This is a genomic window from Streptomyces lienomycini, assembly GCF_027947595.1.
Taxonomy (GTDB): Bacteria; Actinomycetota; Actinomycetes; order Streptomycetales; family Streptomycetaceae; genus Streptomyces; species Streptomyces lienomycini.
Window position 1 is genome coordinate 3,765,234 of sequence record NZ_CP116257.1, and the last position, 12,988, is coordinate 3,778,221.

17 protein-coding genes are annotated in these 12,988 nt (G+C 72.8%); 9 read left to right on the forward strand and 8 right to left on the reverse strand.

The annotated features are described in order from the left end of the window. Nucleotides 1–41: 41 nt before the first annotated feature. Complete coding sequence (locus BJ961_RS16905) at nt 42–653, forward strand: DUF998 domain-containing protein (RefSeq protein WP_271413663.1); 612 nt, start codon at nt 42–44, stop codon at nt 651–653. A gap of 25 nt (nt 654–678) precedes the next feature. Here the strand turns inward: BJ961_RS16905 and BJ961_RS16910 are convergent, their stop codons facing one another. Continuing rightward, nucleotides 679–1,041, reverse strand: coding sequence for a hypothetical protein (locus tag BJ961_RS16910; RefSeq protein ID WP_271413664.1), 363 nt, complete (start codon nt 1,039–1,041; stop codon nt 679–681). A gap of 102 nt (nt 1,042–1,143) precedes the next feature. Between BJ961_RS16910 and sigJ the strand changes: the two genes are divergently transcribed. Beyond that, nucleotides 1,144–2,067 carry an RNA polymerase sigma factor SigJ gene (sigJ, locus tag BJ961_RS16915; protein WP_271413665.1) on the forward strand — a complete coding sequence of 308 codons (924 nt, stop codon included), beginning with the start codon at nt 1,144–1,146 and terminating at the stop codon, nt 2,065–2,067. Nucleotides 2,068–2,122: 55 nt separating this feature from the next. Then, nucleotides 2,123–2,725, forward strand: a complete 603-nt coding sequence (locus tag BJ961_RS16920) for a GPP34 family phosphoprotein (RefSeq protein ID WP_271413666.1) — start codon at nt 2,123–2,125, stop codon at nt 2,723–2,725. Nucleotides 2,726–2,738: 13 nt separating this feature from the next. On the opposite strand, the gene BJ961_RS16925 is transcribed toward BJ961_RS16920, so the two are convergent. Then, nucleotides 2,739–3,122, reverse strand: coding sequence for a toxin Doc (locus BJ961_RS16925; RefSeq protein ID WP_271413667.1), 384 nt, complete (start codon nt 3,120–3,122; stop codon nt 2,739–2,741). Continuing rightward, nucleotides 3,122–3,361: a hypothetical protein gene (locus BJ961_RS16930; RefSeq protein ID WP_189743006.1), complete on the reverse strand. Its 240-nt coding sequence runs from the start codon at nt 3,359–3,361 to the stop codon at nt 3,122–3,124. Before BJ961_RS16930 ends, BJ961_RS16925 begins: the two co-directional genes overlap by 1 nt. Nucleotides 3,362–3,516: 155 nt before the next feature. Here BJ961_RS16930 and BJ961_RS16935 point away from each other — a divergent pair, with 155 nt between their 5' ends. Together BJ961_RS16935 and BJ961_RS16940 are read left to right on the forward strand one after the other, a co-directional pair. Continuing rightward, nucleotides 3,517–4,602 (forward strand): NAD(+)/NADH kinase, encoded by a 1,086-nt coding sequence (locus tag BJ961_RS16935; protein ID WP_271413668.1) that lies wholly within the window; start codon nt 3,517–3,519, stop codon nt 4,600–4,602. Between the two features lie 75 nt (nt 4,603–4,677). Then, nucleotides 4,678–5,343 (forward strand): YoaK family protein, encoded by a 666-nt coding sequence (locus BJ961_RS16940; protein WP_271413669.1) that lies wholly within the window; start codon nt 4,678–4,680, stop codon nt 5,341–5,343. A 44-nt stretch (nt 5,344–5,387) separates the two neighbouring features. Here the strand turns inward: BJ961_RS16940 and BJ961_RS16945 are convergent, their stop codons facing one another. From BJ961_RS16945 to BJ961_RS16960, 4 genes are all read right to left on the reverse strand, one after another. Continuing rightward, nucleotides 5,388–6,017, reverse strand: coding sequence for an HAD family hydrolase (locus BJ961_RS16945; protein WP_271413670.1), 630 nt, complete (start codon nt 6,015–6,017; stop codon nt 5,388–5,390). A gap of 30 nt (nt 6,018–6,047) precedes the next feature. Further along, nucleotides 6,048–6,806, reverse strand: coding sequence for a class I SAM-dependent DNA methyltransferase (locus BJ961_RS16950; protein WP_271413671.1), 759 nt, complete (start codon nt 6,804–6,806; stop codon nt 6,048–6,050). A gap of 79 nt (nt 6,807–6,885) precedes the next feature. Further along, complete coding sequence (locus BJ961_RS16955; protein ID WP_271413672.1) at nt 6,886–7,890, reverse strand: MerR family transcriptional regulator; 1,005 nt, start codon at nt 7,888–7,890, stop codon at nt 6,886–6,888. 3 nt (nt 7,891–7,893) lie between these two features. Further along, entirely contained in the window at nt 7,894–8,607 is a 714-nt protein-coding gene (locus BJ961_RS16960; protein ID WP_271413673.1) for a HEAT repeat domain-containing protein, read from the reverse strand. A gap of 160 nt (nt 8,608–8,767) precedes the next feature. On the opposite strand from BJ961_RS16960, the gene BJ961_RS16965 reads away from it, so the two are divergent. Together BJ961_RS16965 and BJ961_RS16970 are read left to right on the forward strand one after the other, a co-directional pair. Beyond that, entirely contained in the window at nt 8,768–9,592 is an 825-nt protein-coding gene (locus tag BJ961_RS16965) for an SAM-dependent methyltransferase (protein ID WP_271413674.1), read from the forward strand. 44 nt (nt 9,593–9,636) lie between these two features. Next, entirely contained in the window at nt 9,637–10,146 is a 510-nt protein-coding gene (locus tag BJ961_RS16970) for a 2'-5' RNA ligase family protein (RefSeq protein WP_271413675.1), read from the forward strand. A 16-nt stretch (nt 10,147–10,162) separates the two neighbouring features. Here BJ961_RS16970 and BJ961_RS16975 read toward each other — a convergent pair whose 3' ends face one another. After that, nucleotides 10,163–10,597 carry a VOC family protein gene (locus BJ961_RS16975; protein ID WP_271413676.1) on the reverse strand — a complete coding sequence of 145 codons (435 nt, stop codon included), beginning with the start codon at nt 10,595–10,597 and terminating at the stop codon, nt 10,163–10,165. A gap of 226 nt (nt 10,598–10,823) precedes the next feature. Between BJ961_RS16975 and BJ961_RS16980 the strand changes: the two genes are divergently transcribed. Both BJ961_RS16980 and BJ961_RS16985 read left to right on the forward strand, forming a co-directional pair. After that, nucleotides 10,824–11,576 carry a (5-formylfuran-3-yl)methyl phosphate synthase gene (locus tag BJ961_RS16980; protein ID WP_271413677.1) on the forward strand — a complete coding sequence of 251 codons (753 nt, stop codon included), beginning with the start codon at nt 10,824–10,826 and terminating at the stop codon, nt 11,574–11,576. Between the two features lie 32 nt (nt 11,577–11,608). Continuing rightward, nucleotides 11,609–12,988 carry an aldehyde dehydrogenase family protein gene (locus tag BJ961_RS16985; protein ID WP_408648680.1) on the forward strand — a complete coding sequence of 460 codons (1,380 nt, stop codon included), beginning with the start codon at nt 11,609–11,611 and terminating at the stop codon, nt 12,986–12,988.

A 12,988-nucleotide genomic window follows, 5' to 3' on the forward strand; every position in this document is an offset into this window, starting at 1 on the left:
CCTTCACGGCCATACGCGGCCGTACGCTTTATGGTTGCCTGATGCGATTTGTTCCCGGTTGGGTCCTGCTCTCCTCAGGGTGTGCCCCCGTCGTGCTCATCGCAGGCTGGACCGGCGCCGCGCTGTGCGAAGGGGCGTCCTACAACCCCGTCACCCAGACGATCAGCGTGCTGGGGTCCTACGGTGCGGCCGGATTCTGGGTGATGACGACGGCGTTCCTCGCCCTTGGCGTCTGCCACCTGCTGACCGCCTGGGGGCTGCGGCCGGCCGCGACCGCCGGCCGCGTGGCGCTGGCCGGCGGCGGACTCGCCGCGCTCCTCGTCGTGGCGCTTCCCGCGCCGAGCAGCGGGGGTTCCCTGCACCACGGCGCGGTGGTGGTCGTCGGGTTCACGCTCCTGGCGGTGTGGCCGGTGCTGGCAGTCAAGGGCGGTCCGGCAGTTCCCTGGGCGCTGCGCCTCGCTCCCTCGCTCATGGTGACGGCCGCGATGGCCGCGGGCGGGGTGTGGTTCCTGATCGAGTTGCGACGGCACGGCGACGCCGGCGTCGCGGAACGCGTCGTGACCGCCCTGCAGTCGGTGTGGCCCTTCGTGGTGGCCGCCTCCTGTCTCCACCACTCCCGGCAGCGGGCCGGGCGGACGGCCACCGCCCGGTAGGACGACGCGCCCGGGACGGCGGCGTTCAGCGCCGCGCCAGCGCCAGCAGGCTCAGCCCGAACATCAGGACACCCAGGGGGAGATGGACCGACGGCACGTGTGCGATGCCGAGCACGACCTGGGCCGAGGCGAGGACGAGGAACCCGCAGGCGTGCCGGATAGGCCGGGGCGAGCCGCCGCCCGGCTTCCACGCCAGCACCGCCGCCAGCACGTACAGCATCGACGCCCCGTACATCACGCGGGCTCCGGCACTGTGCAGTGTCTCCCCGTACGACGAGGTCAGCAGCAGTCCGGCTGAGACCGCCTGGAGGAAGATGGTCAGGGTCTGCAGGGCGATCGCGATCCGCAGGAAGGAGAATCGGTGCTGCGCCGTCGCCTGGGTTGCCATGCGTGGTCCCCATTTCCGCCCCCGGGGGCAGTGGATCGGTAAGGTCTCACCAGCCCGACGACGCGGGCCGGCGAAAGGTAAGGCGAGGGGGGCGGTCGGGGCATGGGGACGGCAGCGACGGGCATCGACGAAGCGGCGGGCGAGCGACGCCAACTCATCAATGTCGCCTACCGGTTGCTCGGATCACTGGCCGAGTCCGAGGACGCCGTGCAGGAGGCCTACGCCCGCTGGTACGCGCTGCCGCGGAGCCGGCAGGAGCAGGTCCTGTCCCCGGGCGCCTGGCTGACCACGGTGACCGGCCGCATCTGCCTGGACGTACTCGGTTCCGCGCGGGCCCGGCGTGAACGCTACGTCGGCGCCTGGCTGCCCGACCCGCTGCCCGACCGCGCCGAATGGGGCCACGGCCGCGGCACCGACCCCGCCCGTCCCGCCGACCCCGCCGAGCAACTGGTCCTGGACGAGTCGGTGACCATGGCCTTCCTCGTCGTCCTGGAGTCGATGACCCCCGCCGAACGGGTGGCCTTCGTGCTCCACGACGTCTTCCGCTACCCCTTCGCCGACATCGCCCGCGTCCTGCGCAAAACCCCCGCGGCCTGCAAGCAGCTCGCGGCCTCGGCCCGGCGGCGGGTCCCCCTCGCGCCGGCCCCCGTGACGGCGGCCGCGCGGGCCGACGTGGTGCGGCAGGTCAAACAGGCGTGGGAGACCAAGGACATCGCGGCCCTCGTCGATCTCCTCGACCCGGCCGCCGTGATGACCGCCGACGGCGGCGGCAGGGCCAGTACCGTCCCGCGCCCGGTCGAAGGCGGGGCCCGCATCGCCCAGTACATGCTCGCCGTCGCCGACCGGGCGCCGGGGCTCGAACTCCTGGAGAGGTCGGTCAACGGCGCCCCCGGCCTCGTCGCCCGCCAGGGCGGTGCCGTCATGACCGTGGCCGCGTTCGATGTCGCCGAAGGCCGTGTCAGCCGCATCTGGGTGGTCCGCAACCCGGAGAAGCTGCGGCCGTGGACCGGGTCGGGCACCCGGTGACGCCTTCGACGGACGCGGTCCCTTCAACCCACCTGACAGATACGGAGATCTCACCATGACCACAGCGCACGACCTGACGATCGTCTCGCTCGAGGTGCCCTCCGACTACCCCGTCGAGCGCGGCGACCTCTCGCTGGCCCTGGCCGGGGCCGAACTCGTCGACCTGCTGGAAGCGGGGGCGGTGGCGCTGGACGGAGCCCTCCTGCGTCCGGAGCCGGCGGAGCGGTCCGGCGACCGGCTCCTCGACGCGGCGGCGTCCCTCGTCGGCAAGGAGCCCGCCGAGTCCGTGGAGGACTGGCTCTGGCGCCGGGGAGAGGGCCTGGCGGCGGAGTACCTCGCCGCCGCGGGGGCCGAGGACGGCGGTCGCGGGCGTCCGCGGTGGACGCTGCGGCGTACCGCCGACCGGCAGCCCACGGTCGACCCCTCGGCCCGCGAGCGGGCCACCGGCCGCTGGGCCTTGGGCGATCCGGTGCTGGTGGGCCTCGCGGCAGCCGTGGGAATCCGGCACGAGGCAGCCGAGCAGGTGGGGGATCCCGAGGACGACGAGACCGCGGTCGTGCTCGCCGCCGTGCACGACGCCGTGGTCGAGCTGGCCGCCATCAGGCAGCGCCGCAGCATCGAGGAAGCGGCGTTCGACAACATCTGGCGCGGAATGTGACGGCCCGGCCGCGTCAGATGCGCCAGGAACGCAGGGTGCCGGCGATGTCGTAGATGCTGAGCCGGGTGTCGCGGACCTTCCTGATCAGATCCGACAGGGCACCGTAGGGCGGGTCGATCCCCTCCCCGGACTGGTCCATGTACTGACCGGTGACGAAGGCGGCGAAGAGGCTGTTGCGGTGGGGGAGCGGTTCCAGACGCACGATGGTGTGCAGGAGGGCCGCCGCGCGCCACGCGTTGTCCGGGTTGGACGCGGCCAGGGTCGGCATGCGGGTCCTGTGGCGTGCCACGGCCGCGACCAGGGCCGAGTAGTCCGTGACCGACACGTCCTCGTTGTCGAGGGCGGCGTCCTGGACGTCCAGCAGCCAGGGGACGTCGATGTACAGGGGATCGCTCATCAGGCGGCGGTGGCCCCCTCGCCGCGCTGGGACGGGGGGATCTCGTCCGGGAACGCCTCGTCGAACTCGGCGCGCAGCCTGTCCGCCCACGAGGCGGCGCCGGCGACGAACCGCTTGCGCTGCATCTCGCGGACCCCCAGATCGTGCATGTACTGCTTGAGGCTCTTGCCCTCGGCCGCGGCAGCGGCGCGCACGCCTTCCATTTCTTCCTCGGTGAAGGTCACGTTGAGTGATGGCATACGGGCATGGTACCTACCCGGTACCTGATGTGCGACTCACCGGAGCGGGGACGTCCGCCCCGGCATGTCGCGGCCCGCCTCGCCGGGACCGTCGGCGAGGATTTCGTCGTCCGCGGTTCCGAGGACGCCCGGGCCCGAGCGGCGGGGAGGCAGTGGTGACGATCGAGCGGGTCGGACTCGTGGTCCACGGTGGCCGCGAAGGCGCCGCGGAAGCCGCACGGGAAGTCCGGCAGTGGTGCGCCGCGAACGCCGTCGTGTGCACGGACATCGACGTGTGGAGCGGTCCGGGCCGGCGCAGCGCCCGCGAGGAGGTGGACGCGGCGGGCGATCCGGACCTCGTCGTCACCCTGGGCGGTGACGGCACCTTCCTGCGCGGCGCCCGGCTGGCGGCGGAGAACGACGCTCTGATCCTGGGCGTGGACCTGGGGCGCGTCGGCTTCCTGACCGAGGTTCCCGCGCCGGCGGTGCGCTCCGCCCTCGACGCCGTCCGGGACGACCGGCTGGAACCCGAGAGCCGCATGCTGCTCACCATGCGTGCCTCCCGCCCGTTGGAGGTCCCGCCGGAGATGGAAGTGCTCCTGCGCTACGGGCGGGGCCCGCTGCTGCCGCCACCTCGGGTGCGCACCGACTGCGAGAGCGGCGACGAGTGGGGCATCGCCCTGAACGTCACGGCCCTCAACGACGTGGTCCTCGAGAAACTGTCGAGGGACCGGCAGATCTCCGTCGGCGTCTACGTCTCCGGCCGGCTGCTGGCCTCGTACTCCGCCGACGCACTGCTGGTGGCCACCCCGACGGGCTCCACCGCCTACAGCTTCGCCGCGGGCGGCCCGGTCGTCTCTCCCCGGGCGGAAGCACTCGTCTTCACCGCGGTGGCCCCGCACATGACGTTCGACCGCTCGGTGGTCACCGCGCCCGACGAGCCCGTCGGACTGCGGATCCTCGAACGGTCCGGCCGGGCCGCCGTGAGCCTCGACGGGCAGGTGCGGGGCGTACTCGATCCGGGCGACTGGCTCGGCGTGTACGCCGCTCCCCGCCGACTGCGCGCGGTGCGGCTGGGCCCCATGGACTTCTACGGACGGTTGCGGGAGCGCATGCGGCTGACCGACGCCCCCGCCGCGGTCGCCGACGGCACGCCCGCCCCCCTGTGGCCGGTCAGTACGCCCCCGCCGGGAGACCTCGCCCACCTGGCGATGCCGGTACCGGTCGCCGAGGGGACCCGCGAACGGGGGCGGGCGCGGTGAGGGCGGGTCGGTGCGGACAGCGCTCACCACGGCGGGGGTCGGGACGCGACGGTGCGTTCACCACAGCGGTCTGACGTGCGGGCCGCGCGGCTGCTGACGTTCTCCGCGGGCGCGGTCAACGCGTGGGGCTTCCTCTCCCTCGGCGGCGTGTTCACCAGCGTGGTGACCGCCAACTCGGCCATGTTCGGGATCGGGTTGGGGAGTGTCGATCCGGTACTCGGAGGACTGGCCGGACTCGCGGTGCTCTGCTATGTGCTGGGCGCGGCCGGCGGCGGCTGGTCGGCCGTCCGCGCCGAGCGGGGCGCGCGGGCCCTCACGACCGACTTCCTGTTCCTCGAACTCGTACTCCTGTGGGTCGTCGCCGCGTGGTGGCTCGGGACGGGCGGTCACCCCAGCGGCTGGGCACGCACGGTGATGCTGGGCACGGTGGCGGCGGCGATGGGGTGCCAGAACGCCGGCGTACGCGTCGCCATGGGCGGCCGGGTGACGACCGCGTACCTGACCGGCCTGCTGACCCGGGCCGTCGTCGAGGCGGTGACCGAGCGGCGTCCCCAGCGGCAGGTCCTGGTCACGATGGGACTGCTGGTGCTGGGCGCCGTCGCGTTCACCCTGGTGGAGCGGTGGCTGCACGCGGTCGCAGCCGTGTTCCCCGCCCTCGCGGTGACGGCGGCATGGCTGGGGAGCCGGTACGAGCGAAGCCGTCGCCCCGGGCGTCCGACGGCCCCGGCGCGACGCCCGTGACGACCTTCTCCGCGAACGGCTGGCCGTCGGTGCGGCGTCGTTTCCTACGCGAGCGGGGCCGGACGGGGGCTCGGATCGAGGTGGGCCGCGATGCGGGCGATCGTGCGGGCGTTGTCCTCGAACAGGTGCGCCTGCATGCCCGCCGCCCGGGCTGCCTCGACGTTGACCGCGAGGTCGTCGACGAACAGGCAGCTCTCCGGCCGCACCTCCAGGCTCGCGCACACGGCGTCGAACGCACGGGCGTCCGGCTTCTGGACGCCGATCTCGTGCGAGTAGACGATCCGCTCGACCAGTTCGTCGAAACGGTAGAGCTCCGTCTCCCGCTCCCGCGCGCCCACGATGCTGTTGCTCAGGATGCCCAGCCGGCACTGCCCACGAAGCCCACGGACATGGGCGATGAGTTCCTCGTTCGCCGTCCCCAGGTACTCCGTCCAGAGGTCCGCCATGAAGGCCTCGACCTGTGACGCGTCGAGCCCCAGACGGACCGCCACCTGCTCCCGCAGCTCACGCTCGCTGACGCGGCCGATCCTCGCGGCAAGCCACACGTCGCCCATCCGCTCGTTCACCGTGCCGGGCGGCAGCTCCAACCGCTCCTCCCAGCGTGGCACCCACCCCGTCGCCGGCGTGATCTCCAGTACCCCGCCGATGTCGAGAATGACGCAGGACGTCGTCACGCGAACTCCCCCTCTTCGATCCTTGCTCCGTCACGCGCGTCCGGCAGCGGCCTCCGGCTTGCGCCAGACGGAGATGTGCTTCGCCGAGTCCTCGGTGAACGGTGATCCGTCCCAGTCCCCGACGCGGCGTTCCCGTTCGAGCCCGGCGATCCGTGCCATCAGGTCCAGCTCCGCCGGCCAAGCGTAACGGTGCCGGGAGTTGTCGCGGCGGTAGCCGCCGGCGTCACCGTCCCGGGTGAAGTGGTGCGAGACGAGGACCTGCTCGACCAGGTCGAAGGTGTCGAAACCGAGATGGTGCCCGGAGACGTCGAACGGCACCGCCACCTGCCCGGGCGGCAGGAACCGCAGCGGCGGCACGCCCAGTTCGACGACGAACCGGCCACCCGGCGTCAGATGGCGGGCCGCGTTGCGGAAGCACTCCACCTGCTCGTCCTGGGTGAGCAGGTTCGAGATCGTGTTGTAGACGAGGTAGACCAGGGTGAACTCGCCGGGGACGACGGTCGTGGCCATGTCGCCGATGGCCACCGGCAGCCGGTCCTCGCCGATCTTGCGCCGCAGGACCGCCGCCATGTGCTCGGACAGCTCGATTCCGGCCACCGGCACACCGCTCTCCCGGAGAGGCACGCCCACGCGTCCGGTCCCGACGGCGAACTCCAGGGCTCGTCCGCCCGCGGCGAGTTCGGTGAGGAAGGCAAGAGTCGGTCCGAGCACGGCGGCAGAGGACATCTCCGTCTCCTCGGCGTCGTAGCGGTCGGCGGTCGCACGGGTCCACAGCTCGCTGCTCGTCACGGGCGTCACTCTGCCGGGTGCGGAAGGGCGCTGTCGACGCATTTACCCGCCGGCGCCCCCACCGGCTCGGAGGCGGGCGTCACCGTCCCTCGCGCAGCCGCAGCAGGTACGTCGCCGTCACCGCGACGGCACGGTCCTCGTCCCGGGACAGCTCCAGAAGGGCACGGGACGCCCTCGCCCCCGGGACGCCGGCCAGCGCCTGGGTCAGCCGTCCGCGTGCGGGTGCCCCGGTCGCGTGGTCGGACAGCCGGCCCAGGAGCCTGCTCGCGATCCGGTCCGCCATCGCGGTGTCGGTCGCCAGCACGCTCAGCGCGTCGGCCGCGTCGGTGTCGTTCCTGCCCGCCACGATCATGCCGACGAGCGTGGGAACCGCGTCGGCCACGCCCTGCGCCCCGAGCGCCAGTGCCGCGTAGCCGCGGACCACGGCGTCGGAGTGCGCGAGGGCCTGCCGCAGGTGCGCGGTGGCCTCCTCGCCGGGCAGCTCGGCGAGTGCCTGCACCGCGCGTTCCCGGACCGCGGCCACCGGTGAGCCGAGGCCCTCGGCCAGCAGTGCCGTACCGGCGTCGTCCGACCGGGCCAGCGCCCATCGAAGGGCTCCGGCGACGTTCGGTTCCGTCTCGCTCAGGGCCGCCTCGACCAGGGCTTCCACCGGCACCGCGACCTCGTGGACCGAGGAGAGGGCCGCGCGCTGGCGGGCGTCGGCGCTCTTCGAGCCCAAACCCTTAAGGAGCGCGACGACCTGGAGGACGTCCTCCCAGTCGGCGGGGTCCGCGGCGTCGATCCGCCGCAGCCGTGTCAGCAACTCCTGCTCCGCCGCGATGCGTTCACGGGTCTGGCGGACGAGGTCGTCGACGAGAGCCGAGGGGGTGAAGCCCGGTTCGTCGAGGGCGCGACCGATCTCACGCAGCGACAGCCCGAGCGACCGCAGACTCTCGATGTGGAAGATCCGCCGGATGTCGCCCTGGGAGTACTCCCGGTAACCGGAGCCCGTACGGCCGGAGGGCCGCACCAGGCCCAGTGACTCGTAGTGCCTGAGCATGCGGGCACTGACCCCGGACCGTCGAGCCACCTCACCGATCAACACGTCCTATCGTCCCTCCTGGCCCGGTCCGCCGAGGGCCACGCCACGCTTCGCCTCCTCGACGGCGAACTCGAATCCGGTGTCGGGTTCGCGCAGCAACCGCCGAGTGGCCAGGGCGTGCGTGCGCACGACCGGGTCGGGGGCGGTCGTCGCGGTCAGGAGGACCGCCTGGGCCGACTCGCCCAGCGCGACCAGCGCCCGGCTGAGACTCAGCTGCGTCTCCCGGTCGCCGCGCCCGAGTTGTGTCGCCAGTACCTCGGCCAGGGCGGACTCCCCGCCTTCCGGCACGAGCACGACCGCGGCCCGCCAGGCGCTGCGGGCCACCTCGTCGTCGGTGTCGGACAGGACGGCGCGGGTGATCGCCGGCCACGCCTGCCCGTCCCCGGCCTTGGACAGTGTGTGCAGCGCCTGGCTCCGTGCCTGCGGGCGTTTCGAGCGGACCTCGCGCATCAGAGGGGGGAGCGTCATGGCCGGTGGGTGACGCGTGAGCGCCCAGGTCAGCATCTCGCGGACGAAGAACTCCGGTTCGCTCGCGCATCGCTCGACGAGCGCGTCGACGAAACGCGGGTTGGGCGACGTGCCGGCCGCCAGCGCCGCTCGCAGCCGCACGGACGAACGGTCGTCCGCCAGGCCCCGGAGCACACCTGCCGCGTCACCGTCAGCGCCCGTGCTCATGTTCGTGTCCGTGTCCGTGTTGGCGTTCTGCCTCGCCGTGGTCATGGAGACCACCTCCTCGGCCCACAGTGAAGGCCCTGTCACCGTGTCAAGGTCAAGCCGTGACCGCTGCGACGAGGCGCGGCACGTCGAACACCGGGGTGCCGGTGGTGATCCTTCCCGAAGCCGTGGCCCGAACGGCACGTCGCGGGAGAGGATGGCTGCCATGACGGGACAGAGTTCCTCCATCGACTGCACCAGGCCCAGCATCGCCCGCGTCTACGACTACCTGCTCGGAGGCAAGGACAACTACGCGGTGGACCGGGAGATCGGTGACGTCTTCAAACGCGACCTTCCCGGTTCGGTGGCGATCGCCTTCGCCAACCGCGCGGCGTTGACCCGGGCGGTGGAGCAGATCGTGACGACGACCGGGGTGCGGCAGTTCATAGACCTCGGCAGCGGTCTCCCCACGGCCGACAACGTGCACCAGGTCGCGCAACGCCGGGCGCCGGACACCCGGGTCGTGTACGTCGACACCGACCCCCAGGTGCTGGTCCACGGCCGGGCGCTGCTGGAGGAGAACGACCGGACGCGGGTGGTACCCGTCGACGTACGCGACCCCGCAGGGGTGCGCGGTCACCCGGACACCCTTGAGCTGATCGACTTCGACCGCCCCGTCGCCGTCATGTTCAGCGCCATCCTCCACCACGTCAACGACGAGGAGGACCCCGCCGGGATCGTCCGCTACTGGCGCGAACACGTGCCGTCCGGCAGCTACTTCTTCGTCAGCCACTTCCGCTGCGGGAACAACCCCGAGACGGCGGAGGCCGAGAAGGTCCTCCAGGCGACGTTCGGCCGCGGCCGGTGGCGGACCGACCGGGAGATCGAGACCCTGCTCGACGGGCTGGAGATCCTCGAGCCGGGAATAGTGCCGGCGTCCCTGTGGCGGCCCGCGTCCACCGCCGCCGACGGCCCCTGGGACGGCGACGACGAGCGGGAACTGACCGTCTGGGAGCGGCTCATCGCCGCCGGACTGGCCCGCAAGCCGTGAGTCCCCCGCATCCGGCGGCACCGGGAGACGGAGAGAGGAAGACCTTGGCACGGACGGGGACGACCGCGGTGCTGGCGGTGCTGCCCGACGCCGCACCGCTGCTGGAACTGGCCGCCGGGGTGGACGCGCACGCGGTACGACCGGGCGTGCCCGCGCACGCCGCGCTGCTCTACCCGTGGTTGGCCGCCGACGAGGTCGGTGCCCCGGAACTGCACCGGCTCCGGGCCGTGCTGCCGACCGGACCGCTCTCCGTACGCCTGTCCACCGTCGAACGATCCGGCGGCTTCGTCGGAGTCCCGGTGCCCGGACTGAACGGCGTGGCGGCGGCCGTTCGTTCCGCCTTCCCGGCGCGGGTCCCCTACGGGGGCCGGTTCGGCCCGAACCCGCCGGTGCACGTCACCGTGGCCCTGGACGCGGATCCGGCGGCCGCCGCCGACATCGCCGACCGGGCCGCCGCCGCGCTGCCGATCACGGCCGCGATCAGCACCCTGCACGTGGTGGCCCTCACCCCCGAGGGCTGGCGGAGTCTCGCCGAACTGCCGTTGGACGGCTAGGAGTTCCGGGAGAACCTCAGTCGAGGCAGAACTCGTTGCCCTCGACGTCCTGCATCACGATGCACGACTCGTTGTCCTCGTCGGCGTACAGGGTGCGCACGTGCACCGCGCCGAGCGCGACCAGCCGTGTGCGTTCGGCCTCGAGCGTGGCCAGGCGTTCGTCCCCCACGAGTCCGGTGCCGACCCGCACGTCGAGATGCACCCGGTTCTTGACGACCTTGCCCTCGGGAACGCGCTGGAAGAACAGCCGCGGTCCCACCCCCGAGGGATCACCGCACGCGAACCGCGCCCCCTGCTCCTCGGGAGCCCGGGAGCGGTCGAAGTCGTCCCACGTGGCGAAGCCCTCCGGCGGCGACGGGACGGTGTACCCCAGCACCTCGCACCAGAAGCGAGCGACCCTCTCGGGCTCCGCGCAGTCGAAGGTGACCTGGAAGTGCCTGATCGTCGACATCCGCGCACCCTAGCAGGGGAGCCGCCCGCCCCACTCCCGGTGTGCTCGGCGCAGACGGCGCGTTGAGCGGGGCGCGGGCAGAGCGTGGCAGTGACCCTTTCGTCACTCCGCGCGCCCTGCCGGGGCCCGACGGCCCCGGAAATGATGTGCGGGACCGCCCGTGAGACAGGCGAATCCGCGCACCTGCCACGGGGCAGGTGGACAGAGGCAGGGGAAGGATCCCACCTTGTTGCTTCTCATATCTCCGGACAGTGTCGAGGAAGCCCTCGAGTGCGCGAAGGCGGCCCAGTACCTCGACATCGTCGACGTCAAGAAGCCCGACGAGGGCTCGCTCGGCGCCAACTACCCCTGGGTCATCAGAGAGATCCGCGCGGCGGTCCCGGCGGACAAGCCGGTGTCCGCCACGGTGGGAGACGTACCGTACAAGCCCGGTACGGTGGCCCAGGCGGCGCTCGGCGCGGCCGTCTCCGGAGCCACCTACATCAAGGTCGGCCTCTACGGGTGCACGACGCCCGAGCAGGCCGTCGACGTCATGCGGGGGGTCGTCCGGGCAGTGAAGGACCACCGGCCGGACGCGTTCGTCGTCGCCTCCGGCTACGCCGACGCCCACCGGATCGGCTGCGTCAACCCGCTCGCACTGCCCGACATCGCCCGCCGCTCCGGCTCCGACGCCGCCATGCTCGACACCGCGGTGAAGGACGGAACGCGCCTGTTCGACCACCTGCCGGCCGACGTCTGCGCGGAGTTCGTACGACGCGCGCACGCGGCCGGACTCCTCGCCGCCCTGGCGGGCAGCGTCAAGGCGGGCGACCTCGCCGAGCTGGCGCGCATCGGCACGGACATCGTCGGCGTGCGCGGCGCGGTGTGCGAGGGAGGCGACCGCGACTCCGGCCGCATCCAACCGCACCTGGTGGCCGCCTTCCGGGCGGAGATGGACCGGCACGTCCGGGAACACGCGACTCCCGCCCCCGCGAACTGACCGCCACCATGCCGGAGAAGCGCTCCTGCGGCGTGCCCGGAAGCCACGAGGGACACTTCGCCGTCGTCGATCCGGCGACGGGCGAGGCCTTCGACGAGGCCCCGGACCAACAGCCCCACGAACTCGACGCCGTCGTCGAGCGGGCCCACGCCGCCTGGCGCGGCTGGCGAGCCGACCCCGCCGCCCGAACCGCCGCGCTCCTGACCGCCGCCGACGCCGTGGAGGCGGCCGAAGCGGAACTCGCCGCGCTGCTCACCCGCGAACAGGGCAAGCCCCTGGCCGAGTCGTACGCGGAGGTCGCCCGTACGGCGGCGCGGATGCGCTACTTCGCCCAACTAGACCCGGGCGTACAGCCGATCACGGACGGCCGGCCGGTACGCAGCGAGGTCCGCTGGCGATCGCTCGGACCCGTCGCCGCGATCGTGCCCTGGAACTTCCCCCTCCAACTGGCGTCGGCGAAGTTCGCCCCGGCGCTCGCCGCGGGCAACACGGTGGTCCTCAAGCCGTCCCCGTACACACCCCTCGCCACGCGGCTCCTGGCGTCCGTCGTCGCCGACGCCCTGCCCGAGGACGTACTGACGGTCGTCACCGGCCGAGAACCCCTCGGCGCCGGGCTCGCGGCCCACCCCGGGATCCGCCACGTGACCTTCACCGGGTCGGTGCCCACCGGACGGGCCGTCGCGTCGGGCGCGGCGGCCTCGCTCGCCCGGGTCACCCTCGAGATGGGCGGCAACGACGCCGCCGTCCTGCTGGACGACGTCCAGGTGGACCGGATCGCCGACCGGCTCTTCTGGGCGGCGTTCCGCAACTGCGGGCAGGTGTGCATGGCGGTCAAGCGCGTCTACGCCCCGGCCCGACTCCACGCCCACGTGGTCGAGGCCCTCGCCCACCGCGCCAAGACGACCGTGGTCGGTCCCGGGCTCGACCCCGACTCCCGACTCGGGCCGCTCAACAACGCGGCCCAACTGGCCCGGACCGAGCACCTCGCGGCCGGGGCCCTCGCGGACGGCGCCCTGGCCGCGGCCGGCGGACACCGCCTGGACCTGCCGGGCTACTTCTTCGCCCCGACCATTCTGACCAACGTGCCGCCCGACAGCCCCGTCGTGCGGGAGGAGCAGTTCGGCCCGGTCCTGCCCGTCCTGCCGTACGACGACCTCGACGACGCCGTGGAGGCGGCCAACGACACGGGATTCGGCCTGGGCGGCTCGGTGTGGGGCACCGACCCGGAGCGGGCCGAGGCCGTGGCCGACCGCCTGGAGTGCGGGACGGCATGGGTCAACCACCACGCCGAACTCTCCCTCGCCCAGCCCTTCGCGGGCGCCAAGGAGAGCGGTGTCGGCGTCGCGGGCGGCCCGTGGGGCCTGTACGGAAACCTCAGACCCTTCGTCGTGCACCGTCGGGAGGGGGACTGA

Bases quoted from the DNA above. Each gene is read 5' to 3' on its own strand.
- BJ961_RS16905 (WP_271413663.1), top strand. From the start codon at position 42: ATGCGATTTGTTCCCGGTTGGGTCCTGCTCTCCTCAGGGTGTGCCCCC.
- BJ961_RS16910 (WP_271413664.1), bottom strand. From the start codon at position 1,041: ATGGCAACCCAGGCGACGGCGCAGCACCGATTCTCCTTCCTGCGGATC.
- sigJ (WP_271413665.1), top strand. From the start codon at position 1,144: ATGGGGACGGCAGCGACGGGCATCGACGAAGCGGCGGGCGAGCGACGC.
- BJ961_RS16920 (WP_271413666.1), top strand. From the start codon at position 2,123: ATGACCACAGCGCACGACCTGACGATCGTCTCGCTCGAGGTGCCCTCC.
- BJ961_RS16925 (WP_271413667.1), bottom strand. From the start codon at position 3,122: ATGAGCGATCCCCTGTACATCGACGTCCCCTGGCTGCTGGACGTCCAG.
- BJ961_RS16930 (WP_189743006.1), bottom strand. From the start codon at position 3,361: ATGCCATCACTCAACGTGACCTTCACCGAGGAAGAAATGGAAGGCGTG.
- BJ961_RS16960 (WP_271413673.1), bottom strand. From the start codon at position 8,607: ATGACCACGGCGAGGCAGAACGCCAACACGGACACGGACACGAACATG.
- BJ961_RS16965 (WP_271413674.1), top strand. From the start codon at position 8,768: ATGACGGGACAGAGTTCCTCCATCGACTGCACCAGGCCCAGCATCGCC.
- BJ961_RS16975 (WP_271413676.1), bottom strand. From the start codon at position 10,597: ATGTCGACGATCAGGCACTTCCAGGTCACCTTCGACTGCGCGGAGCCC.